Here is a 25,656-nt window from a genome sequence, read left to right as displayed (position 1 = left end):
ACTTTTTCTTTTCCCTCTCTCCCAATCGAAAGGACTACCCCCATGACCGGACGTACCGCCAACCCCAGGATCGAGAAGCTCATCGTCGATCGCTGGAGCCCGCGCGCCTTCGACGGCAGCGAGATGCCGCAGGAAGACCTCGACGTGATCTTCGAAGCCGCCGGCTGGGCGCCTTCGGCCTACAACGTCCAGCCCTGGACCTTCCTCTATGCGAAGAAAGGTGATGCCAACTGGGACTTGCTGCTCTCGCAGCTCATCGACTTCAACCAGAGCTGGGCCAAGGATGCCTCGGCGCTGGTTTATGTCGTCTCGGATACGCAGATGCGCTCGGACAAGGGCAATTCGGACAATCACAGCCATAGCTTCGATGCCGGCGCGGCATGGGTGCTGGCAGCGCTGCAGGCACAGGCGCTGGGCTATCACACGCACGGCATGACCGGCCTCAAGTTCGGCGAAGCGGAAAAGGCGCTGGGTATCCCGGAAGACCACCGTCTCGAGGCAGCGTTCGTGATCGGCAAGCAGGGGCCGAAGGAAACGCTTCCTGATTTTCTGCAGGAGCGCGAAGTGCCCAGCACCCGCAAGCCGGTTGCCGAGATCGCCAAAGGTGGCAAGTTCGCCTGACGGCACTGGTCCGACTCTCTCCCGGGCGCTCGCATCCCCCCAAGCCCCCTCCCATGCGGGCGCCTTCTGGCCCGGCCTGTTCCAGATGAGCAGGCCGGGCCTTCAATTTTCAGGAATTTAACACGCGCCACGACACAATCCCGCCGTGATTGCATGGCGTTCTTGCAGGCATCGTCGAAGCGAGACCCGCCCATGCCGCCTGTCGACCTGCCCTCCGATCCGCCTGCTGTCGTCGCACAGGTGCAAGTCGGGTCATTCGATCTTGCACGGGTTACCCCTTCACCGGACAGACTGCGGTTGCCGCAGGCAAAGCCGCGTTGCCCGCTCAGCACCGGGCGTGAAATCGTCGTCTGCGCTCCCGATCCGGAGAAAAGCCGGCTTCGCCCCCTTACTGATGCCTATGCTGTTGAAGAGGGGCTGCCTCGCGCCAAGGTCGATATCGGAGAAGGCGTCACACTCGATCTGCATATGGATTCGGCCGCCATGCCAAACGGAACCGTGAGCAACCGCATCATGGCCGGGGTGAAGATCGCATTCTGAGCTGCGGCAAAGTTCACCTTTTTGCGGCCAAGGAACGATTGTCTCGCCAACCGCGCGTCCATTCGCCATAGCGCCACCACTAAAGTGGTATTCAAGGTGCATGTTTTGACTCAGCCGCTGGAGATATCGCCCCGGGCAAGCTGGCGCGTGCAGGCTGCCGGCCATCTGGGCTGGATGCGCGGTGCAGCCGGTGCGGCCATGGGTATTGCCGTTGCCGGAGCGGTGACGATCTTGCTGGTGGGCGGAAAGGGGGCAGCGCTGCCGTTTCTTGTCGCGCCGCTGGGAGCTTCGGCGGTTCTGGTGTTCTGCGTGCCGGCCAGTCCGCTGGCGCAGCCGTGGGCAGTGATCGGCGGCAATCTGTTGTCGTCCGTCATCGGGCTGACAGCCGGGCACTTGCTGGGCGATCCCTGGCTTGCGGCAAGCCTGGGGGTGGGCCTGGCCATTGCAGTCATGTCGCTGGCGCGCTGCCTGCATCCCCCCGGCGGCGCCTGTGCCCTGCTCTGCGCGCTGGGGGCGAGCGGCAGGATTCCCTGGGATGCCGTCTACATGCTGCCGATCACCGTGAATGTGTTGCTGCTCTGTAGTTTCGGCTGGCTCTACAACAACCTGACCGGGCATCCCTGGCCGCACCGCCCGCCCCGCCTGCCGGAACCATCGCGCCACGCCTATTCCCGCAGCGATATCGAGGCGGTGCTTGCGGACTGGAACGAAGTGCTGGACGTCGAAATCGATGATCTGGACGCGTTCGTGCAGGCCCTGCTGCGGCGGGGCGCGCGGAACGTCTGAGCGCTGTCCTACAGGCGGCCACTTGTGGCAGACAGGCAGCCATGACGTCTGCCGACACGTTCTTGCATGATGCCCTCGGGGCGCCTAGGCCGCCTTCGATACCGGGTTCGGCATTTTTGCGTCAGGACCGTGTCAACTGTGTCAACCACTGTGTCACCTTAGCCAGCAGAGAGGCCTCGCGATGACAGCCAATGCACCCGAACTCGTTCTTGCAGGGGGAATGGTCCACACGCCCAATGGTGCGGGCGTTGCCGATGTGGCTGTGCGTGACGGGAAGATCGTGGGCATCGGCAGCTATCCCGACGCGGCGCGGCGCATCGACTGCGCCGGGCTCGACGTTCTGCCTGGCGTGATCGACAGCCAGGTCCACTTCCGCGAGCCGGGGCTGGAGCACAAGGAAGACCTTGAGACCGGTAGCCGCGCAGCGGTGATGGGCGGCGTGACGGCGGTGTTCGAGATGCCCAACACCAATCCCAACACCGACACCGTGATGCGGGTGCACGACAAGCTCGAACGCGCGCATCACCGCATGTACTGCGACCATGCTTTCTATGTCGGCGCCACGGCCGAGAACGCCCCGGAGCTGGGCGAACTGGAACGCATCCCGGGGACGGCGGGCGTGAAGATCTTCATGGGGGCATCGACTGGCAACCTGCTGGTGGCAGAAGACGAGCAACTGGCGCGTGTGCTTGCCAATGGCCGCCGCCGCGTCGCCATCCATGCGGAGGACGAGGCGCGGATGAACGCGCGCAAGGGAGAGCGGATAGAAGGCGATCCCTCCAGCCATCCCGTCTGGCGCGACGATGAAAGCGCGATGCTGGCGACCCGCCGCATTCTCAAGCTGGCGCGTGAGGCCAAGCGGCCGATCCATATCCTGCACGTCACGACCCCTGCCGAGCTCGAACTGATCGCGCAACACCGCGACGTGGCGACTTGCGAGGTGACGCCGCAGCACCTGACGCTGGAGGCCGAGGACGCCTATCCGCGGCTGGGCACTTATGCGCAGATGAACCCGCCGATCCGCTCTGCCGCCCATGTCGCGGGCCTGTGGCACTGGCTGCGGCAGGGCGTTCCCGATGTGCTGGGTTCGGATCACGCGCCGCACACCAAGGAGGAGAAGTCCAAGACCTATCCTGCCAGCCCCTCGGGCATGCCCGGCGTGCAGACGCTGCTGCCGCTGATGCTGGACCATGTGGCGCGGGGCAACATGACGCTGGAGCGGCTGATCGACATGACCTCTGCCGGGGTGCAGCGGGTGTTCGGGCTGGTGGGCAAGGGCCGTATCGCGGCGGGCTACGATGCCGACTTTACGGTGGTCGACCGCAAGGGCCGCTTCACCATCACCGAGGATTGGGTAGAAAGCCGCTGCGGCTGGTCGCCCTTCACCGGGATGGAATTGCAGGGGCGCGTGGTCGGCACGATCGTGCGCGGCCACAGCGCCATGTGGGAAGGCCAGCTTGCCAATCAGGCACAGGGCGAGCCGCTACGCTTCGCAGGGGCGCTCTGAGCGGCCGCGCCGGGCCAGCAGGTCCCAGCAAAAAACGGCGATAGCGGTCCAGATGAACAGGAAGCAGACGAGCTGAACCGGCCGGAACGGTTCGCCGAAGACGAACAGGCTCTGCAGGAACAGTCCGGTGGGTGTGATGAACTGGATGAAGCCCAGCACCGAGAAGTCGAGCTGCCGTGCTGCGCGCGCGAACAGCAGCAGCGGGACGCCGGTCGCTACCCCGGCGCAGGCGAGCAGGGCGCTGATGCCGGGGGAGGTGCCCATCATCAGGCCCTGCTGCGTCATGGCCTGCCATCCGAGCAGGCCGAGCGCGGGCACGAACAGCACCAGCGTTTCGATCGTGAGGCCCGGCAGCGCATTGACCGGCGCTAGCTTGCGGGTCAGTCCGTAGCCGGCGAAGGACAGCGCCAGCGTCATGCTGATCCACAGCGTCGGCAGCGCGTCGCGAGCCAGGATGGCGACGCCGACCGCCGCCAGTGCGACCGCGAACCACTGCATCCGCGACAGCTTTTCGCGCAGGACCACGGCGCCCGCGAAGATGTTGACCAGTGGATTGATGTAGTAACCCAGGCTCGTAGCCAGCACGTGCCCGTGCATTACGGCGACGACATAGACCAGCCAGTTGGTCCCGATCAGCAGGCCGCTAATCGCCAGCGCGCCAACAATGCGCGGATTGGTGAGGGCCTGCCATAACTCGCGCCCCTGACGCATGGCCACCACGATTATCAGGCAGAACGGCAGCGTCCACAGCATGCGCCACGCCACGACCTCGAACGGCGAGACCGCGTGCAGAAGCGCGAAATAGAGCGGGAACAGGGTCCAGAGCAGATAGGCACTGATGGCCGGAGCCAGACCGCCAAGGCGGGTGGAATTGCTAGGTGTCATGACAATACTCGGGAAAATGCAGGGGCAGCCCGCTTCTGCCGCTTACGAGGGCTCGTCTGGCCCTGCAAGTCCTGTGCTTTGCGATAGGCGCACAGTCTTTTTCGCGAGGCAGTCGAATACTGACGACCCTGTTGTGTTTCGTTCATGTAAATAACGATAAATATGAACATCGATTTTCGATTCGAGTCACTGGCACGGCCCGAAATTGCAGAAGATTTTCCTGACGGTGCATTCCCGTCCGCCCGCCTTGCCTGATCCATTTCTTCGCGCGGACGGCGACGCGCGAGGGGGCCGTCCGGCCGCAACCTGCGTGCCCGGACGGGAGGGCGCCTGCGTCTGACGCAGGCGCCCTCGCATGTCTTTGGCTCTCAATGCTTGCCCCGGCGGTCTTCCCGAAATGGGACGGCGAGCGGTTATGGCTGGTACTCCGGCCGAAATTCGCGTTTCTTCACCGCGTATTGACGACCCCTTGGCCTTTCCGGGGCAGGACCGCGCAGGCCGCGCGGTGAAAAAAGGAACGCGACGATGAAAACCTCTGCCCGTTTCATGGCACGCCTGACGATTGCGAGCCTGGCCGGAACGCTGATGCTGACCGGCTGCGGCTCGAATGAAAAGGCGCCTGCCGGTCCCGAGACCGACCCGGCGATGAGCGGTGCTCTGGGCGACCGGATCATGGTCGATCCGGAGATGGCCGGGCAAGACGGAGCCGCGGTGGCGGCCAGCAGCGGACAGATCACGCTGCCGCCGGAAGACCGGTCTCCGGAAGCCATTGCCGATGCTAAGCAGAAGGCAGCGGCCATGGCTGGCGGCAAGCTGCAGCCTGCTCCTCAGCCGGGGCAGGGCAGCGCTGCGTCGCTGGCGGAAAACGCTGCCACCGCCGCGCAGGTGGCCAAGGCATCGCAGACGGCGCACACCGATTGTGCGGCCAAGGTTCAGTATTCGAACACCTGGGCAGCCAAGCTACCCGCAGAATTGCCGGTCTATCCGCGCGGCGCGGTGCAGGAAGCGGCCGGTGTCGACAGCGATGCCTGTGTGCTGAGAGTCGTCAATTTCGCGACGCCGGTTTCGCCGGGTGACGTGATCAGCTTCTACTACACCAAGGCCGGCAAGGCCGGTTACGGCGCCGAATACAAGCTGGACGGCAACGACCATGTGCTGGGCGGCCGCAAGGGTGGCAAGGCCTACGCGGTCTATGCGCGCAAGCTGGCCAACGGCCTCACGGAAGTGGATCTGGTCACCAGCGGGGAGTAAGCGCGGCTTTGCGCCCGGCCTCTACTTCAGTCCCACACCGATCACGGCCCGCGGCTGCTCCATCTCACCCGAAGCGACGGGATAGGCGCAGTAGTCGGCGGCATAGTAGCCCGTGGGGCGGTGATTGCCGGACAGGCCGATACCGCCCACCGGCGCCGCATGGCTTGGGTTCACTGTCGTGCGGTTCCAGTTGACGATGCCGGCACGCGCATTGGCCCAGAACTTGTTGTAATCCTGCGGCGTGCCGCCCACCAGCGAAGCGGCGAGGCCGAACCGCGTATTGTTGGCCTCGGCGATGGCCTCGTCGAAATCGTCGACGCGGATGACCTGCAGGATCGGACCGAACAGTTCCACGTCCGGGCGGTCCTTCATGGCCGTCGTGTCGATGATCGCCGGGCTGAGGAACGGCAGCGAGTCGTCCGGGCGCACCAGGTGCTTGATGGCCTTGCCGCCGTGGCTGAGCAGGTAGAGGAAGCTCTCGGTCAATCCGTCTGCCGCCATGTTGTCGATCACCGGGCCCATGAACGGCGCAGGTTCGTCGAAGGGGGCGCCGAAGATCACGCGATCGGCCAGGGCTTTCACTTCGGATATTACCGCGTCGTACATCGAGGCCTTCACGATCAGCCGGCGTGTCGCGGTGCAGCGCTGGCCGGTGGTGGCGAAAGCGGACTGGACGATGAGTGCGGCCGCGTCGGTCAGTTTGGGCGTGTCCCAGACGACCATGGCGTTGTTGCCGCCCATTTCCAGCGTGACCATCTTGTCCGGCCGTGTGGCCAGGCGCCGGTTGATGGTGATGCCGGTATTGGCCGAACCGGTGAACAACACGCCATCGACGCCTTCGTGCGCGACGAAAGCCTGTCCTTCGGCAGGGCCGCCGACGGCGAACTGCATGATGGCGGCGGAAATGCCAGCACGGCTGAAGCAGCGCGCGAGGATCTCCCCCGAAGCCGGTGCTTTCTCGCTCGGTTTGAAGATCACCACGTTGCCCGCGATCAGCGCGGGCACGATGTGGGCATTGGGCAGGTGCGCGGGATAATTGTAGGGGCCCAGTACCAGCAGCACGCCATGCGGCTTGTGGCGCACGGCCATGGTGCCCTGCAGGGCCGAGTCGAGCTTGCGCTGGCTGGTCCGCTCGGCATAGGCGCGGATTGAGATCTCGACCTTGTTGATGACGAGTTCGACTTCGGCATGGGCTTCCCACAAGGGCTTGCCCGTCTCGCGCGCGATCGTGGTTGCCAGCTTCTCGGCTTCCTTGCGCACTTCGTTGGCGAAGCGGCGAACCAGTTCCATACGGGTCGACAGGGGTTGCGCGGCCCAGGCCGGCCAGGCCCGGCGGGCACGGGCGACGGTGTCATCGACGTCGCAAACCTTGCCGCGCCAGATTTCCGTTCCCGTCGCCGGTTCGCAGGAAACGATCTCTGCCTTGCTCACGTTGCTGACAGGTCCCCGGTCACTGGCTACCGCTGCTGTGGTTATGGTTGCACCGTCCATTGCGGCTAAGAATCCGTTACCTAAAAGTGTTCTCGAATTCGCAGCTTATGACACAGGTATTCCTACCGGGGTGCTAACGCAGAGCTGAAATTTACCATTGAGCCTGGGGATGGGGCGGTTCGCCGAGATTTCGCCCAAGTTCACGAATTTCCGAGACTTTCGTCTGGAGCGCGGACCAGTCGTCATGCTCGTCGACGGCCGACCAGATGCGTTCGACCTCGTCGATCAGGATTCCCGGAGGTTCGTCCTGCTGCCAGAACACGTCGGTTGCGTTTGCTGCCGGCTTGTATTCGCGTAGCAGCGTGGCGAAGCTGTCATCCCCGGCCGCGCGGCCGGCGCGATGGGTGAAGAAGAACCGTTCGGGCGCCTCGCCACTTTCGGTCATGCTCTGCTCGGCCGCCTGGATCAGCGCTGTGTCCGCTTCCAGCCCTCGCGACTCGACGCCCAGCCGCCAGGTAAAACGGCGGGCCATGGCTTTCTGGTAGAGCGGTCCGAAGCGATCTAGCGCGGCGACAAGCGGCTCGGTATCGGCGAGCAGGCGCAGCGCCACGGCAAGCTGGCCACAATTCCACAACAGCGCTTCAGGCTGGCGGCCGAAGGCATAGAGGCCGCCATAGTCGAAATAGGCAGCGGTAAAGCGCGGATCCCATTTGGGCAGCCAGCGCCAGGGGCCGTAGTCGAAGCTCTCGCCCGAAATGTTCATGTTGTCGGTGTTGAGCACACCGTGGACGAAGCCGGCGACCATCCAGCTTGCGGCGAGATCGGCCAGCCGTTCGACAACCTGATGCATCAGGATCACGGCGGGTTCATCGCGCCCCGGGGCATCGGCAGGCGGTTCGCCACCTGGATAAGTATCGAGGCAATAGGCCACGAGCGCGGCCATCTGGTCCTTCTCGTCATGGGCGAGCAGGCGCTGGAAGCTACCGATGCGGATGTGCCCGTGGCTCAGGCGCACCAGCACGGCAGAGCGTGTGGGCGAGGGTTCGTCGCTGCGCCACAGCGATTCGCCGGTTTCGATCACCGAAAAGGTCTTGCTGGTGTTCACGCCCAGCGCCTCGAGCATTTCGGTGGCGAGAATTTCGCGCACCGCGCCCTTCAGCGTCAGCCGCCCGTCGCCGTCGCGGCTGTAGGGGGTGCGGCCAGATCCCTTGGTGCCGAGATCGAGCAGGCGCCCGTCCGAATCGCGCATTTGGGCAAAGAGGAAGCCGCGCCCGTCACCGATGTCCGGGTTGTACGAGCGGAACTGATGTCCGTGATAGCGCAGCGCCAGCGGCCCGGGCAGGTTGTCCGGCAGCGGCTCGAAACGGCCGAAATGGGCGGTCCAGGCCTCGTCGGTCAAATCGCCCAGGCCCACCGCATTTGCCCACCGGTCATTGCGAAAGCGCAGTTCGTGTTTTGGGAAGGATGCCGCGGGTACCGGATCGCCGATCCACTCGGCGATGGTTTCGATGCGGGCATCGGGGCGATAGGCGCTTGCTTGCGGTTCGCTTCGCATCAGGCGATAGTGGGGAGTGCAGGGCCGCCGATCAAGGCGTGCACACAGGAGGTCGTCCTTTCGGCATGACGGATTTCGAGGACCAGTTCTGGTCGAGCCGCGATGGACTCAAGCTGCATTACCGCGATTACCCGGGTCCTGAAGAGGGTGCCGGCGCTGCGCGTGTGCCGGTATTGTGCCTGCACGGGCTGACCCGCAATGCGCGCGATTTCGATATTCTGGCCCCGCGGCTAGCAACGGCCCGACGGGTGCTCTGCCTCGACATGCGCGGGCGCGGGGATAGCGAATATGCGAAGGATTCCGCCAGTTACACGCCGCCGCAATATTGCGAGGACGTTCTCGAACTGCTGGAGCAGGAAGGCATCAGCCGCTTCGTTGCTGTCGGCACATCGCTGGGCGGGCTGATGACGATGGGGCTCGCCACCGTGATCCCAGAGCGTATCGCCGGTGTCGTCATCAACGATGTCGGGCCGCGCCTCGAACCGGCGGGGCTGGAGCGCATCAAGGATTATGTCGGGCAGGGACGCAGCTATCCCACCTGGGTCCACGCCGCGCGCGGGATAGAGGCTGTGCAGGGGGCGGCGCACCCCGGCCAGCCGCTGGATTTCTGGATCGGCATGGCCAAGCGGGTCATGGCGCTGACCAGCAACGGGCGTATCGTGTTCGACTACGACATGAAGATTGCCGAGCCCTTCCTCGATTTCGATGCCACCAGTCAGCCGGATCTCTGGCCTGCATGGGAAGCACTGGCCGGCCGGCCGGTGCTGATCGTGCGGGGCGCGCTGTCCGATCTGCTGACGGAGGAGACGCTGGCGGAAATGGTTCGCCGCGTGCCGGGTACGGAGGCGCTTACGCTGGCCGGTATCGGCCATGCCCCGACCCTCGATGAACCCGAATCGGTCGCAGCGATCGAGCGGCTGATGGAACGTGTGAATTGAGCGCTACCGGCTTGCGCGTGCTGCACCTTCATTCGAGCTTTGCGGCGGGGGGCAAGGAACTGCGCGCGGCGCGGCTGATGAATGCGTTCGGGCCTGCAGTCGGGCACACGGTCGTGTCGGCGCAGCCGGGGGCCTATGGCGCGTCGGTCGCGCTGGATCCGGCCCTGACGGTCGCGTATCCACAGGACTTCCCCAGTCTGCAAGGGCGCCCCGGCCCTCTGCGTCTGCTGCGCCTCGCGAAAGCCATGCGTGGCTTCGATCTGATCCTGACCTACAACTGGGGGGCGATGGACGCCGTGCTGGCGCACCGGCTCTATGGCGCCATGCTCGGTCTGCCGCCGCTGGTCCATCATGAGGACGGATTCAATGAAGACGAGGCAGGTGGCCTGAAACCTGCCCGCAACCGGTTCCGGCGCATCGCACTCGCCCGCGCTTCGGCACTGGTGTTGCCTTCGCAGCGGCTCGAGGAGATTGCGCTGAAAGCCTGGCGCCAGCCGCGATCACGGGTGCGGCTGATCATCAACGGGATCAAGACGAGCGCCTATCGCGATCAGCCTCCGGCCAACGCCGTGCCGGGGCTGCTGAAGGCGCCGGGGGACCTTTGGGTCGGCACGCTTGCCGGCCTGCGCACGGTCAAGAACCTGCCTCGTCTCGTGCGGGCATTTGCCGCGTTGTCGGAGGACTGGCATCTCGTCATCGTGGGCGAGGGGCCGGAACGCGGTACGATCGAAGCACAGGCAGCGGCCTGCGGCCTTGCCGGACGTGTACACCTGCCCGGTTTCGTTGCCGATCCTTCGCGCGTGGCGGGCCTCTTCGATATTTTTGCCCTGTCGTCCGACAGCGAGCAGTTTCCGATCTCGGTGGTGGAAGCGATGGCGGCGGGGAAAGCTGTCGCTTCGCCCGCTGTCGGAGACGTTGCGGCCATGGTTGCCGGTGAGAACCGGCCTTTCATAACGCCCGCCGGGGACGAGGCGGCGCTGGCGGACTCGCTGGCGCGGCTGGCGGCGGACGGGGCCCTGCGAACAGCCGTTGGCGCTGCGAATCGCGCCCGCTCGCTAGCGGACTACGATGAAGACACAATGATCCGCGCCTATCGCGAGACGTATGCCCGTGCGCTGGGGCGGACTGCCTTTCCTTAGGGTCAGGACCCATTATTCACACCATTGAGGTTTGAGGCAAAATGGCTCAGCGCAAGGAGAGAAGGCAAAGGAAGATGTCAATATTTCAAGACTTCTCGACGCGGCGGTGGGCCATTTTGGTCAAATCCCTTAGGGTATCCCGGATGGCTTCCTTCTAGAGCCAAATCGCCCTGGGAAAGGCACCCAGCCTTCCCGGCGGACAATTTGGCCCGATATGTTCGCCATTCGGGCGCCTCGATGGCGTGAATAATGGGTCCTGACCCTAGCCGCATTCCCCGTTCAGGCGTGCTTCACCGCAGGGCAGGCAGCGATCCCCCGTTGAAAAGCCCTGTCCATACGCTAAACAGCCCCGCAACCAACCAGACTACCGCGGAAAGCGCCCAAATTGGCCCTGCCTCCTGAAAAGACCTCGAAAGCCGAAGACAAGAAAGCCGCGCAGCTGGCTGCCCAGCAGGACGTGTTCCTGCGCGAGGTGGACGATGCCCTGCGCCAGGATCAGTTCGAAGGCGTTATGAAAAACTACGGCAAGCCGTTTCTTGCCGTGATCGTGCTGGGCCTCGCCGGCTTCGCCGGGTGGATCTACTGGAACCACCGGCAGACCCAGGAAATGGAAGGCCAGACCGAGGCCTATGTGCAGGCGCTCGACAGCGTGCAGGCCAGCAATTGGGATGATGCCAAGGCCAAGCTGGAGCCGCTGGCGGCCGATAGCACGGATGCCAATGCTACTTCTGCCCGGCTGATGCTGGCGGCGATTGCGCTGGAAAAAGACAACAAGGCCGAAGCGCTCAAGCTCTACAGGCAGGTTTCCTCCGACGCCAAGGTGCCGCCGCCGCTGCGCGACCTTGCGAAAGTGCGGGAAGTCGCTGCCGATTTCGATGCGATGAAGCCGCAGGACGTGGTCGACCAGCTCAAGCCGCTGGCGGCGCCGGGCAACCCCTGGTTCGGCGTTGCCGGGGAAATGGTGGGCATGGCCTACCTCAAGCTGGGCAAGAAGGATCAGGCCGCTCCCCTGTTCGGCGCCATCGCCAAGGACGAAAGCGTCAACGATGGCCTGCGCAGCCGGGCCCGTCAGCTGGCCGCCTTGCTGGGTGTCGATGCGCTGGACAGTGTGGTCGATGAACAGGGCGAACCGCTCGACAAACCGATCGTGAAAGTGGTCAAAGCGGCGGATGCCGGCGATAAATGAACATGACTTGTGAGGATCCGCGTATGAAGGCATCTGCCTCGAACACCTGCCGCCCTGCCGTTCGCACGCCCGGCGCACGCAAGATCGTGCCATTGGTTGCCGTGGCGCTGTTGATGGGCCTGTCGGGCTGCAAGATGCTCGGTGGCGGGGGCAAGAGCGGGCCCAAGACGCCGACTGTCGGTGAGCGTGTGCCGATTCTTTCGCGCATCGAGAGCGGTGCCAAGGTCGACCCGACGCTGGCCACGATCGCAGTGATCCTGCCGCCGGAGCAGACGAACACAGACTGGGCGCAAGGTGGCGGTACGGCCAGCAAGGCCTACGGGCATCTCGCGCTGGCCGAAAATCCCGCCCGTGCCTGGACCGCGCAGATCGCGGGATCGTCCAACCGCCAGCGCCTCGCTGCCTCGCCGGTGATCGGCGACGGCCGGCTCTATGTGATGGATACCGACGGCGTGGTGCATGCCTTCGATGCCCAGTCCGGTTCGCACTTGTGGACCAAGAGCTTCGCAGTGAAGGGTGACGGCTCGAATTCCGTGTTCGGCGGTGGCGTCAGCTATGACAATGGCCATGTCTACGTGACGACCGGTCTCGGCGAAGTGGCCGCGCTCGAAGCGGCGACGGGCAACCAGATCTGGACCAACAAGCCTGCAGGGCCCCTGCGTGGTGCGCCGACGATTGCGTTCAACGCGGTCTACGTGATGACGCAGGACAACCAGATTTTCTCGCTCGATGCAGCCGACGGCAAGGTGGTCTGGAACGAATCGGGCTCGCTCACGCAGGCCGGCGTGTTCGGCGTCGCGGCACCGGCCGCTGGGCAGGGCACGGTGATCGCCGGATATTCTTCCGGTGAACTGGTCGCCTACCGCTATGAAAACGGTCGTCAGCTTTGGTCTGACGCGCTGGCGCGCACATCCATCTCGACCGAAGTGGGCAGCCTCACCGACGTCGACGCTGATCCGATCATCGATCGGGGCAGCGTCTTCGCGCTGGGGCAGGGCGGGCGCATGGCGGCTTACGAACTGGTGACCGGCCAGCGCATGTGGGAGCTCAACCTCGCCGGCATCTCCACGCCGGCCGTCGCGGGCGACTGGGTCTTCACGCTTGACGATCATGCCGAGATTCTGGCGATTGCGCGCACGACCGGCCGGGTACGCTGGTTGACCCAGCTCACCCGCTACAAGAACGAGAAGAAGCGCAAGGATCCGTTCTTTTGGGTCGGGCCGGTCCTGGCCGGCAACAAGCTGTGGGTGGCGAACTCGCACGGGCAAATCGGCACCGTCGATCCGGCCACGGGTACCTACACCAAGTTCACCGAGGTCAGTGACGCGGTGATGCTGGAGCCGGTGGTGGCCAACAATACGCTCTACATTCTCGACAATTCGGGGCGCATCACAGCTTACCGTTGATCCGGGAAAGCCACCGCCAGGCCCCGTTTCTGACCCCTTAACCATTTGCAGCTAGGGCATTGCGCATGAGCAATGCCCAGACCTTCGGACGCGCCCGGCCCGTCAGCGACGTCTCGGCGGGTGTCTGCCTGTCCGGGCTGGCGGCCCTCTTCATGTGGATCATGATCTGCCGCAACTGGGCATCGATCGCTGATGCCTTCGCGTTGCCCGGGCCCCGTGCGCCGATGAGTGGCCCATATGCTTCGGTGGCCACGCTGCTCGTGACCGGCTCGGTCATGGCGCTGTGGTCGGTGCTGGTCGACAAGGTGCATCGGCGCTCCTCGACAGGGATCGACTGGAGTGCGCCACGCCGCCTTTCGGAAACGCTGGACATCTCGATCACCAAGATCGCAGGGCTCTGGGCGACCTGGGCCGTGATCGGTTTCTACTACTGCATCGCGCGCTGGTACTGGGACGGACAGTACCTCTTCGCGATGGACGTGCTCGGTGCTGCCGCGCTGCCGCTCTTCGTGCTGTCGATTCCCTACATTCTCTGGCTCGACCGCTACATGATCGAGCCGCGAGATCACGTCTGGCACTTTGGCGCGATGCTGATCGGACGGGAGCCCTGGGACGGGGACGAGGTGAAGAAGCACTGGCGTGCATGGGCCATCAAGGGCTTTTTCGGCGCCTTCATGATCTCGATCTTGCCACCGGGTTTCGCGCAAGTGGTGAACGCGGACTTCGGGGCGATGGAATACGATCCGGTTGCGCTGGGCTCCACGCTGATCGCCGGGCTGTTTGTGATCGATGTGCAGATCGGCACGGTCGGCTACCTGCTGACGTTCCGTCCGCTCGATGCCCATATCCGCAGCGGCAATCCCTTCCTCGGCGGCTGGATCGCCGCGCTGATCTGCTATCCGCCTTTCGTTTGGGGCACGATGGGCCGCGCCGACGTGCTGGGCTACGAGGTCAACACGGTCGGCTGGGCCGGCGTGCTTGCGACTCATCCGGTGCTGTTATGGGGCTGGGCCGCGATGATGGTGTTCCTTACCGCGGTCTATGCCTGGGCGACTTTCGCGTTCGGCATCCGCTTTTCCAACCTTACCTATCGTGGCGTGCTGACCAACGGCCCCTATCGTTTCACGCGACACCCCGCCTACCTGTCGAAGAACCTGTTCTGGTGGGCATCCACCCTGCCGTTTCTGGTGCGCGACGGATCGCTGACCGAAGCCGTGCGCAATACCGTGTTGCTCGGCATGGTCAGCGGCATCTACTACTGGCGCGCCCGGACCGAGGAAGCCCACCTATTGGCGGAGGACCCGAAGTACCGCGAGTACTATGAATGGATGGGCGAGAACGCACTGATCACGCGCTCACTTTCGTGGATCGGCAGGCGTCTGCAGCCGCGCAATCAGCCTTTGCAGCCTGCCGAGTAAGTCAGAAGCTCTTCACGCCGTAGATACGTGAAATGTCGCTGCCCCATTCGCCGTGGTAGAGATCCAGCAGCCGCTGCGCCGGGACCTTGCCAGAGGCGATGATCTCGGCAAGCGGCTCCAGATAGCCGGTCTCGTTGTCACCCCCGGTATTGAGGCGTGCCCGTGCCGCAAGGCCTGAACGGGCGATGTCGAGCAGTTCACCGGCTATGTCGCGCAGGGTGCCGCCTCCTGGAATGGGTGCGTCGAGCGCCAGCTTGGGGACGGAGCTGCGTAGCAGTTCACGCCCTTCCATGTCCCAGCCCTTGACCAGATCCCATGCTGCGTCGAGCGCGCCCTGGTCGTAGAGCAGGCCGACCCACAGCGCGGGCAGGGCGCAGATGCGGCCCCAAGGCCCGCCGTCGGCGCCGCGCATCTCAAGGAAGGACTTGAGCCGCACTTCGGGGAAGGCGGTCGAAAGGTGGTCGTTCCAGTCGCTCAGGCGTGGACGTTCGCCGGGAAGCGCGGGGAGTTCGCCCTTCAGGAAGTCGCGGAACGACTGGCCCGCGGCGTCGATGTATTTCCCGTCGCGGAAGACGAAGTACATCGGCACGTCGAGCATGTATTCTACATAGCGCTCGTAGCCGAAGCCCTGCTCGAACACGAAGGGCAGCATGCCGGTGCGCGCGGGATCGGTGTCAGACCAGATGTGGCTGCGGTAGGAAAGGAAGCCGTTGGGCTTGCTCTCAGTGAAGGGTGAATTGGCGAAAAGCGCGGTCGCCAGCGGCTGGAGCGCCAGCGAGGTGCGGAATTTCTGCACCATGTCGGCTTCGCTGGAGTAATCGAGGTTTACCTGAATGGTGCAGGTGCGCAGCATCATGTCGAGGCCCATGCTGCCCACGCGCGGCATGTGCCGCAGCATGATCGCATAGCGCCCCTTGGGCATGATCGGCAGGGCTTCGCGGGTCTTGTCCGGCCACATGCCGAGGCCGAGGTAGCCCTTGCCGATGCGGTCGCCGATGGTCTTGACCTGTGCGAGGTGGCGGCCGGTTTCGTTGCACGTCTCGTGCAAGGTTTCCAGCGGCGCGCCCGACAGCTCGAGCTGGCCGGCCGGCTCGAGGCTGACGGTGCCGTCCGCGCCCTTCATGGCAATGACCTTGCCGCCTTCGACGATCGGTTCCCATCCGAATTCGGTGAGTGCCATCAGCAGGTCATGGATGCCGCCGGTCTCGTCGTAGGAAGGGGCGTGGTAATCGCCGGTGTCGTAGACGAACTTTTCGTGTTCCGTGCCGATCCGCCACTGTTCGCGCGGCTTCTCGCCCGCGGCCATCGGCGCGGCGAGTTGATCAAGGCTTTCGACGATCGGATCGTCGCGATCCGATACCTCCCTGGTGCTCATGCGGCGGGAATTAGGGATGCGCCGGGCGGGACGCCAGCACTATTTGTTTGGGGGACGATCAATTTCCCTGCGTTGACCAATCTCCGGACAAACCCATCCACAGAGCCGTGGCGGCAATGCTGGCCGTTTCGCCACGCAGGATGCGTGGGCCCAGCGAGATTGCCTGTGCTTGCGGATGCGCCCGGATCGCGGCGCGTTCGCCGTCTTCGAACCCGCCCTCAGGCCCAACCAGAAGCGCTGCCGGTCCCGGCGTGGCAGCAAAGGCGGCGGCTGCAGGCAGGCCGCCCTGCTCGTCGGCGAAGAACAACACGCGGTCTTCGGGCCAGTCGCGCAGCAGCGCTTCGAGCCGTTCCACCGGCGCCAGTCCGGGCAGAGCGGTGCGTGCGCATTGCTCGGCCGCTTCAGTAACGATGGTCAGCGCGCGTTCGGGATTGAGTTTGTCGGCGACGCAGCGGCGGGTGACGACGGGCTGGATGCGCCGCACACCGAGTTCCGTGGCCTTTTCCAGCACGAGATCGAAGTTCGGCTTCTTGAGCAGCGCCGCGCAGAGCCAGAAATCGGGAACCTGCTCGCGCTCGCGCAACCGTTTGCGCGGCTCCAGAACGAGATCGCGCTTGCTTGTGCTGGTGACTTCGGCCGCCCATTCGCCGGTCGTGTCGTCGCATAGCACCACGGCGTCGCCGGGGGCGATGCGCATGACCTTGAGGAGGTAGTGTGCCTGTCCTTCCGCAATCGTCACGGGGGCGCCTGCCGTCAGCGGTCCCGATACGAAAAGGCGCGGCGCCGATCGCGGCGGCCAGGCAGGAGTGGCTCCCATCGGCGAATTTTCCATCAAAGTTGGCAACGGGGGCCTTGTCGCGTGATCGCTTGCCCGGCGCAATGGGCAAATCCGAATGCGAAGTGTTCGCCCATGACATGGCGCCCTTGATCGACTAGGCTTGGTCTGTGAACGAACCATCCTCTCTTTCAGACCCCGGCGTGCCCGATACCGAGCATCGCGGGCTGGTGTCCTTGCTGCCGGAGCCTTACCGGTCCTATGCGATGCTGGCGCGGTTCGACCGGCCGATCGGTTCATGGCTGCTGTTCTGGCCTTGCGCATGGGGCGTGCTGCTGGCCGGCGGGGAAGAGCGTTGGAGCCTGATCCTCTGGTTTCTGCTGGGATCCATCGCCATGCGCGGGGCGGGCTGCGTCTACAACGACATCGTCGACGCCGATCTTGACCGGCAGGTGGCGCGCACCGCCGCGCGTCCGGTGGCGAGCGGACGGGTGAGCCTGCAGGCGGCATGGACCTGGCTGATTGCCCTGTGTCTGGTGGGACTGGTGGTGCTGCTGCAGCTGCGCTGGCAGGCGCAGCTGGTGGCGCTTGGCAGCATCGCGCTGGTGGCCGCCTACCCCTTCATGAAGCGCATTACCTGGTGGCCGCAGGCCTGGCTGGGGCTGGTCTTCACCTGGGGCGCGCTGGTCGGCTGGGTCGAAGTCCGGGGCGATCACCTTGAAGCGCTTGCGGCGCTCTATGCAGGGAGCATCGTGTGGTGCATCGGCTACGACACGATCTACGCGCTGCAAGACCGGGAGGATGACGCACTGGTCGGCATCCGCTCCTCGGCGCTGCGGCTGGGATCACGCGTGCGCGCCGGCGTCGGGGCCTTCTATGCGCTCGCAGTGGCGTTCTGGGCGCTCGCCTTCTGGGCTCTGCGGCCGGACTGGGTGGCGCTTGTCGCGCTTGCACCCGTGGCCATGCATATGGCGTTTCAGGTTGTCACGCTTAACCCGGACAGCGGCGAGAATGCGCTAGCGCGTTTCCGGTCCAACCGGGACCTTGGCCTCGTGATGGCGCTCGCCTGCTGGGTCGTGGGGAACGCGGGTGTGATCTGACGGGTTCCGGGCGTGGCGGTACCACGCTCCGGTCCGGGTGATGAGCGGCTCATTCATAGCTCACCACCTCGAATTCGATGCCGTCCCAGTCGAAGAAATAGAAGCGCCGGCCGGGATCGTAGTCGGCATGGTTGAACGGCTCGAGGCCCGCGTCGATTACCACCTGCTCGGCCGCGTCAAGGTCTTCGACAAGCAGTCCGATGTGATTGAGCGGCACGCCCTTGGCAAAGCGAGTGTGCATTTTGTGATCGGTGTAGATCGCGATGTAGCTGAATTCCTCGCCGACATGGATGGTTTCGCCATCGTTGATGGCGGGACCGCGCCAGCGTTCTTCCCAGCCGAGCAGGTCCTGCAGCAGTTTTGACGAGCGCTCGATGTCGCTGACGGTGATGTTCGCGTGTTCGAGGCGGCCTTTGGCTTTGGCCGGGTGTGTCATGATGGCAACTCCTTCGCTGTGCCGGCGAATCACCCGGCTTGGCAAAGATGCAATCTCAAGTTAACTCGAGCTCAAGCAGAAAATTGAGCCCCCTCTCGAGCCTCTGATGTCCAACGACCGCTTCATCTCCATCGGCGACCTGTCGCGCCGCACCGGCGTCGCCGTTTCGGCGATCCGTTTCTACGAGGAGAAGGGGCTGCTCACCGCACTGCGCACCAGCGGCAACCAGCGCCGTTTCCTGCGCTCCGACATTCGCCGCGTGAGCTTCATCCTGATCGCGCAGAAGCTGGGGCTGGCATTGGCAGACATCGAACGCGAGCTCTCCGCCCTGCCGCAGGGCCGCACGCCCACGCTGGGCGACTGGGAGAAGATCAGCCTGTCGATGCGCGCGTCGATCGATGCCCAGATCGGCTTGCTTGAACTCACGCGTCGCAAGCTGGAAGAATGCATCGGCTGCGGCTGCCTCAGCCTCGCCAAGTGCGGCATCTACAACGTGGACGATCACGCTGGCGGGCAGGGGACGGGGCCGCGCTTCGTGCTGAAATAGCTATTCCGCCGCCAGCAATTCCTCGGCCCCGCCAAGGTCGACGCTGACCAGCCGCGAAACGCCCTTTTCGACCATGGTCACGCCGAACAGGCGGTGCATGCGGCTCATTGTCACGGCATTGTGCGTGACGATGAGGTACCGCGTGTCGGTTTCCTTCGTCATCGCTTCGAGCAGGTCGCAGAAGCGCTCGATATTGGCATCGTCGAGCGGGGCATCGACTTCGTCGAGCACGCAGATCGGCGCCGGGTTGGTGAGGAACAGGCCGAAGATCAGCGCCACGGCAGTCAGGGCCTGCTCGCCGCCCGACAGCAGGGTGAGCGACTGCAGGCGCTTGCCAGGCGGCTGGGCGAAGATTTCGAGACCGGCTTCGAGCGGATCGTCGGAATCGACGAGTGCGAGGTGCGCCTTGCCGCCCAGGAACAGCCGGGTGAACAGCCGCTGGAAATGGCCGTCGACCGCTTCGAAGGCCGCGCGCAGGCGCTCGCGGCCTTCGCGGTTGAGATTGCCGATCGAGCCGCGCAGACGGTTCACGGCTTCGGCCAGTTCGGCCTGTTCGGTGACACTGGTGCCCAGTTGCGCTTCGGCCTCGGCGAGTTCGTCCGCTGCGACCAGATTGACTGGCCCGATCCGCTCGCGGTCCGTCACGAGCTTGTCCATGGCTGCCGATTCCTCGTTTGCGCCGCTGACTTCTGCGGACACGAAGGCGAAGCGCTCGGGCAGCACAGGCGGGGGGCACTGGAAGCGTTCGCCCGAGATCCGCGTCATCTCGACTCGGCGCTCGTCCTCGTTCTCGGCCCGCGCGACGGCCCCGGCGCGGCCCTCGCGGGCGCTGGCGAGCGTTTCTTGTGCGGCGGCAAGTGCGGCATCGGCTTTGCGCAAAGCTTCCGTCATGGCCGCGACAGCCGCTTCCGCCTTGGCCAGCTCTTCCGCAAGGCGCTGGCGGATCAGTTCTCCCTGCTCGATCTGTTCCATCAGCGAGGCGGGTTTGGCGGCGATCACGGCGTGTTCGGTCTCGATTTCCTCCAGTCGTCCGGCCATCTGGGCAAGCCGGTTGGTGGCGTCGCCCGCGCGCGCCTGCCAGTTGCGGATATCGCCGCGCTGCGAGGCAGTACGTTCGCGTGCCACCGCGAGCGCCTGATCGTGCGCGGCGAGCGTGGCGGTGGTGGCCTGCAGCCGAGCCTTGGCGGCCTCGTTCTTCGCCCTGGCCGCCTCAAGCCCGGCGCGTCCGGCCTCGGGATCGGGCAGCGCCGCCCGCTTCGCCTCTGCCGCGGCAAGATCCTGTCCGGCGCTTTGGTGCTGCTCGGCCAGTTCCCGCGCGCTGCGATCCAGTTCCGAACGGCGGGCCTGATGGCGTGCCTTGGTATCCTCGGCCTGATCGGCGGCGCGCAGGGCATTGCGCTCGGCATTGGCGGCGTCGGCGATGGCGCGTTCGGCGGCGATCACGGTCGCGGAGAGGGCGGATAGCTCCTGCTGCAATGCGGTTTGCCGCTTCTCGGCGGCAGTCACGGCTTCGCGCAGCGGTGGAAGCTGGGCATCGAGTTCGGCAAAGCGGTTTTCCGCTTCCAGCCGAGCGGCTTCGGCCGCGCCTTCGCCACGCGCGATGAAGCCGTCCCAACGGCGCAACATACCCGCACGCGTGACCAGCCATTCGCCCGGCTTCAGCGTGCGTTCGTCATCGTTCTCGACAACGTGGACCAGGGCCAGCCGGGCGGCAAGCTCAGGCGGGCACAGCGTGACATGCGCGGCGAGGCTTTTCGCTACCGGAGCAGGTGCCTCGGCTCCGGTCCAGAATCGTCCGTCGGCCTGTGCGATGCTGCCGAGCGGTGCCTTGGCATCGCGCCCAAGGACGGCGGCGAGCGCGCGTTCATAGCCCGGCGCGGCCCTTACGGTATCGATCGCAGTCTTGAGCCCATGTGCGGCCTTGGCGCCCTTGGCGCGGGCCTCGCGGTCGCGCAGCAGAGCAGTGTGTTCGCGTTCGATACCGGTCAGGTCGGCCCGGGCACCGGCAAGGGCTGAAGCGGCGGCATCACGTTCGGCCATGAGCCCGGTTTTGCGAGCGTGCTGCGCATCGAGCCCCTCGCGAGCCTTGGCAAGCGCGGTCGTGGCCGCCTCGGCCTCAAGCCGCGCCTTGGCGATGGCGTCGTCAAGATCTGCGGTTTCGGGCAGACCGGCAAGCTGGGCCTGAAGGCGCGCGCTCTCCGCGTTCAGGCGATCGATCCGGCTGCGGGCCTGCACCAGTTCGGCCTCGGCGATCCGCCATTCGGCTTCCACACCGGCCTGCGTAGCGGTGGCCTGCGCCAGATCGAGTTCGGCAGCACGTGCGGCGCGCTCTGCCCCTTCGAGGGCATTGGCGAGGCGCGGGCGTTCGGCCTCGTCGGTTTCGAGCTGCTTGGCGCCGTCTGCCAGTTCGCGTTCCAGCCTTGCCAGCGCTTCGGCGGCATCGCGGGTCATGCGGTCGGCGTCGCTGCGGTCTTCCTCCAGTCGGGTGCGCTGGCGGTCGAGGTCTTTCAGACGCTGCTCGGCGGCTTCGAGCTGGCTGGTGAGCGTTGCCATGCGGTGGCCTTGCGCGGTGGCATCGTCGCGGCGGTCGGCCAATTCGTCGCGCGTGGCGATCAGCGATTCGGCGGCGGTGGCCTGCGCTTCCTGCGCAGCCCTGGCGGCGTCCTGCGCCGCGGCGACGCGTGCTTCGGCAGCCTGCGCTTCCTTCTTCGCAGCGGTGGCGGCGGCGGCGGCATCGCGCCAGCGGGCAAAGACCAGGCGGGCCTCGGCCAGCCGGATCTGGTCAGATAGCGCCTTGTAGCGTTCCGCCGCCTTGGCCTGCCGCCGCAGCGAGCCGACCTGCTTGTCGAGGCCGGCCATGATGTCCTCAAGCCGGGCGAGGTTGGCTTCGGTTGCACGCAGCTTCTGCTCGGCGTCCTTGCGCCGCACGTGCAGGCCGGCGATGCCCGCCGCCTCCTCCAGCATCGCGCGCCGTTCTGCGGGCTTGGCGGCGATGACGGCGGCGATCTTGCCCTGGCTTACGAGCGCCGGGCTGTGCGCGCCGGTCGCGGCGTCTGCAAAGGTCAGGGCGACGTCCTTGGCGCGCACGTCGCGCCCGTTGATGCGGTAGGCGCTGCCCGCGCCGCGCTCGATCCGACGCACGACTTCCAGTTCGTCCCGGGTGCCGTCCTCACGCACGGCGGTTTCGCCTTGCAGCACCACTTCTGCAAAGGCGCGCGGGGGACGGTTGGCCGTCCCGGCGAAGATCACGTCTTCCATGCCGCCGCCGCGCATGGACTTGGGCGAGCTTTCGCCCATGACCCATCGGATCGCTTCGAGCAGGTTGGACTTGCCGCAGCCGTTGGGGCCGACGACGCCGGTAAGGCCCGGTTCGATGCGCAGTTCGGCGGGCTCTACGAAGCTCTTGAATCCACTGAGCTTGAGCCGCCTGATGCGCATCGGCGCGCCTTTACCGGAGCAGGCGCATCAGCGCGCGCCTGCCTCTTGGAGCTTGGGTTCCAGTTCCTTCCAGCCCATCGAGCCCTGCGTCGAGCCGTTGATGATGAAGGTCGGCGTGCCAGTGACGTTGAATTCGGTGCTGGCCTTTTCGGTCTGATCAGCCAGTGCCTTGGCCTTGGCAGTGTCGGCAAGGCAGGCCTGGCCCTGATCGCGCGAGATCCCGCGCGAGGAGAAGAATTCGGTCATGCCCGCAAGGTCGGCGATGGCGCCGATCTGCTGCTCCTTGGGCATGTCACCAAGTTCCTTGAGCTTGGCATCGCCTGCGGCCTGCACGTTTTGGAACATGTTCGGCTGCCAGGCCCAGAACTGCTCGCTGAGCGGGATCACCGCCTCGGTCGATCCGCAGGTTGCCAGCAGCGAGGCCGGAATATCATAGGGGTTCAGCATGAAAAAGCGCAGTTCATAGCTGACGCGGCCGCTTGCGACGTAGTCGTCGCGCAGCTTCTCGAAGCTTTCCTTGGCGAATTCGGCGCAGTGCGAGCAGCTCAGCGCGCCATATTCCACCAGCTTGATCGGTGCCTGGGGGTTGCCCATGCGATAGCCGCCTTCGGGCGTCTTCTCGACCATGTCGGCCCAGGCCTTGCCCGCGGGCGGGGCGATCTTGGCGATTGGCTCGCTGGACTTCGGCGCGCCCTCCTCGGCCTTCTTGCCGCATGCGGCAAGGCCCAGTGCGAGAGGCAGGGCCACCATGCCGATGGCGAGGTGGCGGATGGAGGTGCGGGTCATCGTGGCGAATCCTTTGCGAAGGCGGGAAAAGGCTAGCTCAAGGCCGTGCTGGAACAAAGCGGCGGAGAGTGCAGCTGTGGATTCTCTCCACAGCTGCACTGGCGGATTTCGGGGCTTCAGATGGCTCCGGCGTGCTGTTCGGCGAGTTTGTCGGTGATTGCCTTGGAGACCGAGTCCCAATCATGTGCGTCCAGCACTGCGCCGTTGAGCGTGAAGCTGGGGGTGCTGTTGATGCCGAGAGTGGAGGACTCTTCCTGCTGCGCTTTCAGCTTGTCGAGCATGGCCGTGTCGGCAAGGCAGGCATCGGCCTGCGCACGGGTAATGCCCCAGCCCGACATCTTGTCGTAGAAGCTGAAGTCGCTGGCGATGGCGCGCATCCGTTCAGGCATGGAGCCCTGATACCAGCGTTGTTGCTGCGCCTGCGTCATCGTCTGCGCCTTGGCGAGCCACTTTTCCTGCGTTGCGAAAAAGGCATTGTGCCGCACGAAGAAGCGCTTCGGATCGCCGCAGTTGGTCAGCAGGGCCACAGTCAGGTCGATGGGATTGCGCAACAGGTTGGTCACCGTGACCGTTACCTGTCCCTTGGGAATCACGGTCAGGCGCAGGGCCGGGTCCGATTCCTGCTGGTAGTGCGCGCAGTGCGGGCAGGTGTAGCTGACATATTCGGTAAGCTTGACCGGGGCATTGGGATTGCCGAGCTGATGGCTGCCGTTGGCAGTGACCGCGATGGCACTGTTCCAGTTCGTGCTGGGCGCCGCAAGGCTCTTGGCCGGCTTGCCGTTGGCCGCCATGCTCAGGATGGCTCCGGCGGTCAGGGCAAGGGGGGCAAGCGCGCGCAGCGCGGTCTTCATGCTGGGGGCCTTCATCATTGCTCGTCCTGATTGTTCTTTGCGCTCATGCTGCGCGCCAGCGACTCAAGCACTGCGCGCAGTTCCGGATCGCCGATGTCGCGCAGCGATTCCCCCAGTTCCAGCGGCACAGGTTTGAGCGAAGGCGGAGCAGCCTGCGGCTTTGAAGCAGCAGGTGCCTTAACCTCACCTTGCCGGATCTTCACTTTGGCCACGGCATTGTAGCCGAAAAAGCGGTTCACGCGCTCGACGATCTCGGGGATCACGTGCTGGATGATCGGGGCGTGCGCGGGCACGACGACGAGCTGGAGGATGCCGTCGCTCTTCTCGCCGGGGGGGAAGCGGATCGATTCGGGGCTGCAGATGCGGGCATGGCGGGCACCGACGATTTCCGGCCAGCGGGTGACGACGCTCGACTGCACGAAGCCGAAACGGCGGAAGGCAGTACGGCCCACCTCGGGCATCAGGTCGGAAATGGCGCGAGCCTGTCCGCCCCGCGGGCGCTCGTAGCGTTTGACTCCCGAAGGCTTGCCCTTCGAAGAGCCGGATTGTTTGCGATCATCCCGTTCCATTGTCCGGGCTCCAATGCCATAGCGGCGCCATGGATGCCAGTTCGGATGCTGTTGGGAGCGATCTTCTCGCCTGGTACGATGCCCATGCGCGGGACCTGCCCTGGCGGGCCCCGCCGGGGACGCCTGCGCCTGATCCCTACCGCGTGTGGCTGTCCGAAGTGATGCTGCAGCAGACGACAGTGGCGGCGGTGAAGGACTACTTTACCGCATTCACCTCGCGCTGGCCTGCCGTGGAGGCGCTGGCGGCCGCCGGGGACGAAGAGGTCATGGCGGCATGGGCTGGCCTTGGCTATTATGCCCGCGCCCGCAATCTGCTGGCCTGCGCGCGCGAAGTGGCGGCACGGGGCGGGCATTTTCCGGATACCGAGGAGGGGCTGCGCGCCCTGCCGGGGCTTGGCGCCTATACGGCGGCGGCAGTCGCTGCGATCGCCTTCGGGCGGCGCGCGGTGGTGGTCGATGCCAATGTCGAACGCGTCGTGGCCCGGCTTTTCGCAATCGGCGAGCCGCTGCCGGGCGCGCGCACCATGATCCGTGAAAAGGCCGATGCGATAACACCGGATGCCCGCAGCGGCGACTTTGCGCAGGCGATGATGGATCTGGGCGCGACCGTCTGCACCAGCCGTTCGCCGCGTTGCCTGCTGTGCCCGCTTTCTGGCCATTGCACGGCGAGGGCCATGGGCGAGCCGGACCGATTCCCGGTGAAGGCACCGAAGAAGGCCAAGCCCGCCCGCCGGGGACAGGCTTTCTGGATCGAGCAGGAAGAACAGGTCTGGCTGGTCCGCCGTCCGGGCAAGGGCATGCTTGGCGGAATGCGTGCCCTGCCGGACGACAACTGGTCGGCGCGCGCGGACGGCTCCGGGGAAGGGCCATTGTCCGGGCCGTGGGAAAGTGCGGGCAAGGTCAGTCACACCTTCACCCATTTCGGGCTCGATCTGCACCTTGCGGTTTACCTTGGGGCTGATTGGACTAGGTTGCCGCCCGGCGAGGGCGAGTGGTGGCCGCTCGACCGCCTCGACGAGGCCGGATTGCCCACGCTCTTCGCCAAGGCGGCGCGGCTGGCGCTGTCGGAAAGAGAGGCATGACGTGATCCGGGATCTGGAAACTCTCGCTGCTGCT

23 protein-coding genes are annotated in these 25,656 nt (G+C 65.3%); 13 read left to right on the top strand and 10 right to left on the bottom strand.

Features of this window, described 5'->3' with window-relative positions; genetic code table 11:
* The first annotated feature begins 42 nt into the window (after positions 1–42).
* The 4 genes from MTR64_RS08150 to MTR64_RS08135 all read left to right on the top strand — a co-directional run bounded on the left by MTR64_RS08150 (position 43) and on the right by MTR64_RS08135 (position 3,454).
* Entirely contained in the window at positions 43–621 is a 579-nt protein-coding gene (locus tag MTR64_RS08150) for a nitroreductase family protein (protein WP_243992653.1), read from the top strand.
* 297 nt (positions 622–918) lie between these two features.
* Positions 919–1,161, top strand: a complete 243-nt coding sequence (locus MTR64_RS08145; protein WP_243992651.1) for a hypothetical protein — start codon at positions 919–921, stop codon at positions 1,159–1,161.
* A gap of 96 nt (positions 1,162–1,257) precedes the next feature.
* A complete protein-coding gene (locus MTR64_RS08140; protein WP_243992649.1) occupies positions 1,258–1,947 on the top strand; it encodes an HPP family protein in 690 nt (229 codons plus the stop codon).
* A gap of 181 nt (positions 1,948–2,128) precedes the next feature.
* Positions 2,129–3,454 carry a dihydroorotase gene (locus MTR64_RS08135; protein ID WP_243992647.1) on the top strand — a complete coding sequence of 442 codons (1,326 nt, stop codon included), beginning with the start codon at positions 2,129–2,131 and terminating at the stop codon, positions 3,452–3,454.
* Here MTR64_RS08135 and rarD read toward each other — a convergent pair.
* Entirely contained in the window at positions 3,431–4,339 is a 909-nt protein-coding gene (gene rarD / locus MTR64_RS08130; RefSeq protein WP_243992646.1) for an EamA family transporter RarD, read from the bottom strand. The two genes, MTR64_RS08135 and rarD, sit on opposite strands and share 24 nt — an antisense overlap.
* Positions 4,340–4,864: 525 nt before the next feature.
* Here rarD and MTR64_RS08125 point away from each other — a divergent pair.
* Positions 4,865–5,590, top strand: coding sequence for a hypothetical protein (locus tag MTR64_RS08125; protein WP_243992644.1), 726 nt, complete (start codon positions 4,865–4,867; stop codon positions 5,588–5,590).
* 21 nt (positions 5,591–5,611) lie between these two features.
* Here MTR64_RS08125 and MTR64_RS08120 read toward each other — a convergent pair whose 3' ends face one another.
* Entirely contained in the window at positions 5,612–7,081 is a 1,470-nt protein-coding gene (locus MTR64_RS08120; RefSeq protein ID WP_243992643.1) for a succinylglutamate-semialdehyde dehydrogenase, read from the bottom strand.
* A 91-nt stretch (positions 7,082–7,172) separates the two neighbouring features.
* A complete protein-coding gene (locus MTR64_RS08115) occupies positions 7,173–8,576 on the bottom strand; it encodes a protein adenylyltransferase SelO family protein (RefSeq protein WP_243992641.1) in 1,404 nt (467 codons plus the stop codon).
* A 65-nt stretch (positions 8,577–8,641) separates the two neighbouring features.
* Between MTR64_RS08115 and MTR64_RS08110 the strand changes: the two genes are divergently transcribed.
* From MTR64_RS08110 to MTR64_RS08090, 5 genes are all read left to right on the top strand, one after another.
* A complete protein-coding gene (locus MTR64_RS08110) occupies positions 8,642–9,514 on the top strand; it encodes an alpha/beta fold hydrolase (RefSeq protein WP_243992639.1) in 873 nt (290 codons plus the stop codon).
* Between the two features lie 11 nt (positions 9,515–9,525).
* Positions 9,526–10,653, top strand: coding sequence for a glycosyltransferase (locus MTR64_RS08105; protein WP_243992806.1), 1,128 nt, complete (start codon positions 9,526–9,528; stop codon positions 10,651–10,653).
* 385 nt (positions 10,654–11,038) lie between these two features.
* A complete protein-coding gene (locus MTR64_RS08100; protein ID WP_243992637.1) occupies positions 11,039–11,839 on the top strand; it encodes a tetratricopeptide repeat protein in 801 nt (266 codons plus the stop codon).
* Between the two features lie 23 nt (positions 11,840–11,862).
* Positions 11,863–13,245: a PQQ-binding-like beta-propeller repeat protein gene (locus MTR64_RS08095; RefSeq protein WP_243992635.1), complete on the top strand. Its 1,383-nt coding sequence runs from the start codon at positions 11,863–11,865 to the stop codon at positions 13,243–13,245.
* 65 nt (positions 13,246–13,310) lie between these two features.
* Positions 13,311–14,663, top strand: a complete 1,353-nt coding sequence (locus tag MTR64_RS08090; RefSeq protein WP_243992633.1) for a methyltransferase family protein — start codon at positions 13,311–13,313, stop codon at positions 14,661–14,663.
* A gap of 1 nt (position 14,664) precedes the next feature.
* Here MTR64_RS08090 and MTR64_RS08085 read toward each other — a convergent pair whose 3' ends face one another.
* Both MTR64_RS08085 and MTR64_RS08080 read right to left on the bottom strand, forming a co-directional pair.
* The gene (locus tag MTR64_RS08085) at positions 14,665–16,038 is read right to left on the bottom strand and encodes a glutamate--cysteine ligase (RefSeq protein ID WP_243992632.1); all 1,374 of its coding nucleotides are present in this window, start codon (positions 16,036–16,038) and stop codon (positions 14,665–14,667) included.
* Positions 16,039–16,096: 58 nt separating this feature from the next.
* A complete protein-coding gene (locus tag MTR64_RS08080) occupies positions 16,097–16,855 on the bottom strand; it encodes a 16S rRNA (uracil(1498)-N(3))-methyltransferase (RefSeq protein WP_243992630.1) in 759 nt (252 codons plus the stop codon).
* 128 nt (positions 16,856–16,983) lie between these two features.
* Here MTR64_RS08080 and ubiA point away from each other — a divergent pair, with 128 nt between their 5' ends.
* Positions 16,984–17,913, top strand: coding sequence for a 4-hydroxybenzoate octaprenyltransferase (gene ubiA / locus MTR64_RS08075; protein WP_243992627.1), 930 nt, complete (start codon positions 16,984–16,986; stop codon positions 17,911–17,913).
* Positions 17,914–17,962: 49 nt separating this feature from the next.
* Here the strand turns inward: ubiA and MTR64_RS08070 are convergent, their stop codons facing one another.
* A complete protein-coding gene (locus MTR64_RS08070) occupies positions 17,963–18,349 on the bottom strand; it encodes a VOC family protein (protein WP_243992625.1) in 387 nt (128 codons plus the stop codon).
* A gap of 106 nt (positions 18,350–18,455) precedes the next feature.
* Here MTR64_RS08070 and soxR point away from each other — a divergent pair, with 106 nt between their 5' ends.
* A complete protein-coding gene (gene soxR, locus MTR64_RS08065; protein ID WP_243992623.1) occupies positions 18,456–18,896 on the top strand; it encodes a redox-sensitive transcriptional activator SoxR in 441 nt (146 codons plus the stop codon).
* On the opposite strand, the gene smc is transcribed toward soxR, so the two are convergent.
* The 4 genes from smc to MTR64_RS08045 all read right to left on the bottom strand — a co-directional run bounded on the left by smc (position 18,897) and on the right by MTR64_RS08045 (position 24,540).
* The gene (gene smc, locus MTR64_RS08060) at positions 18,897–22,334 is read right to left on the bottom strand and encodes a chromosome segregation protein SMC (RefSeq protein WP_243992621.1); all 3,438 of its coding nucleotides are present in this window, start codon (positions 22,332–22,334) and stop codon (positions 18,897–18,899) included. It abuts the gene before it with no gap.
* Positions 22,335–22,361: 27 nt separating this feature from the next.
* Complete coding sequence (locus MTR64_RS08055) at positions 22,362–23,120, bottom strand: DsbA family protein (RefSeq protein ID WP_243992619.1); 759 nt, start codon at positions 23,118–23,120, stop codon at positions 22,362–22,364.
* Positions 23,121–23,236: 116 nt separating this feature from the next.
* Positions 23,237–23,989, bottom strand: a complete 753-nt coding sequence (locus MTR64_RS08050; RefSeq protein WP_243992617.1) for a DsbA family protein — start codon at positions 23,987–23,989, stop codon at positions 23,237–23,239.
* Positions 23,986–24,540 carry a DUF721 domain-containing protein gene (locus tag MTR64_RS08045; protein ID WP_243992615.1) on the bottom strand — a complete coding sequence of 185 codons (555 nt, stop codon included), beginning with the start codon at positions 24,538–24,540 and terminating at the stop codon, positions 23,986–23,988. Before MTR64_RS08045 ends, MTR64_RS08050 begins: the two co-directional genes overlap by 4 nt.
* A gap of 29 nt (positions 24,541–24,569) precedes the next feature.
* Between MTR64_RS08045 and mutY the strand changes: the two genes are divergently transcribed.
* Positions 24,570–25,622, top strand: a complete 1,053-nt coding sequence (gene mutY, locus MTR64_RS08040) for an A/G-specific adenine glycosylase (protein ID WP_243992613.1) — start codon at positions 24,570–24,572, stop codon at positions 25,620–25,622.
* Positions 25,623–25,656: the final 34 nt, after the last annotated feature.

The sequence above is a fragment of the Novosphingobium album (ex Hu et al. 2023) genome, from assembly GCF_022832385.1.
Taxonomy (GTDB): domain Bacteria; phylum Pseudomonadota; class Alphaproteobacteria; order Sphingomonadales; family Sphingomonadaceae; genus Novosphingobium; species Novosphingobium album.
The sequence above is the reverse complement of the archived record's forward strand: the minus strand, read 5'-3'. Positions and strand labels throughout refer to the sequence as shown.

Excerpts from the sequence above, each read along its gene's own strand:
- MTR64_RS08150 (WP_243992653.1), top strand. The coding sequence starts at position 43 with ATGACCGGACGTACCGCCAACCCCAGGATCGAGAAGCTCATCGTCGAT.
- MTR64_RS08135 (WP_243992647.1), top strand. The coding sequence starts at position 2,129 with ATGACAGCCAATGCACCCGAACTCGTTCTTGCAGGGGGAATGGTCCAC.
- rarD (WP_243992646.1), bottom strand. The coding sequence starts at position 4,339 with ATGACACCTAGCAATTCCACCCGCCTTGGCGGTCTGGCTCCGGCCATC.
- MTR64_RS08125 (WP_243992644.1), top strand. The coding sequence starts at position 4,865 with ATGAAAACCTCTGCCCGTTTCATGGCACGCCTGACGATTGCGAGCCTG.
- MTR64_RS08120 (WP_243992643.1), bottom strand. The coding sequence starts at position 7,081 with ATGGACGGTGCAACCATAACCACAGCAGCGGTAGCCAGTGACCGGGGA.
- MTR64_RS08115 (WP_243992641.1), bottom strand. The coding sequence starts at position 8,576 with ATGCGAAGCGAACCGCAAGCAAGCGCCTATCGCCCCGATGCCCGCATC.
- MTR64_RS08110 (WP_243992639.1), top strand. The coding sequence starts at position 8,642 with ATGACGGATTTCGAGGACCAGTTCTGGTCGAGCCGCGATGGACTCAAG.
- MTR64_RS08095 (WP_243992635.1), top strand. The coding sequence starts at position 11,863 with ATGAAGGCATCTGCCTCGAACACCTGCCGCCCTGCCGTTCGCACGCCC.
- MTR64_RS08090 (WP_243992633.1), top strand. The coding sequence starts at position 13,311 with ATGAGCAATGCCCAGACCTTCGGACGCGCCCGGCCCGTCAGCGACGTC.
- MTR64_RS08085 (WP_243992632.1), bottom strand. The coding sequence starts at position 16,038 with ATGAGCACCAGGGAGGTATCGGATCGCGACGATCCGATCGTCGAAAGC.
- MTR64_RS08080 (WP_243992630.1), bottom strand. The coding sequence starts at position 16,855 with ATGGGAGCCACTCCTGCCTGGCCGCCGCGATCGGCGCCGCGCCTTTTC.
- MTR64_RS08070 (WP_243992625.1), bottom strand. The coding sequence starts at position 18,349 with ATGACACACCCGGCCAAAGCCAAAGGCCGCCTCGAACACGCGAACATC.
- soxR (WP_243992623.1), top strand. The coding sequence starts at position 18,456 with ATGTCCAACGACCGCTTCATCTCCATCGGCGACCTGTCGCGCCGCACC.
- smc (WP_243992621.1), bottom strand. The coding sequence starts at position 22,334 with ATGCGCATCAGGCGGCTCAAGCTCAGTGGATTCAAGAGCTTCGTAGAG.
- MTR64_RS08055 (WP_243992619.1), bottom strand. The coding sequence starts at position 23,120 with ATGACCCGCACCTCCATCCGCCACCTCGCCATCGGCATGGTGGCCCTG.
- MTR64_RS08050 (WP_243992617.1), bottom strand. The coding sequence starts at position 23,989 with ATGATGAAGGCCCCCAGCATGAAGACCGCGCTGCGCGCGCTTGCCCCC.
- MTR64_RS08045 (WP_243992615.1), bottom strand. The coding sequence starts at position 24,540 with ATGGAACGGGATGATCGCAAACAATCCGGCTCTTCGAAGGGCAAGCCT.
- mutY (WP_243992613.1), top strand. The coding sequence starts at position 24,570 with ATGGATGCCAGTTCGGATGCTGTTGGGAGCGATCTTCTCGCCTGGTAC.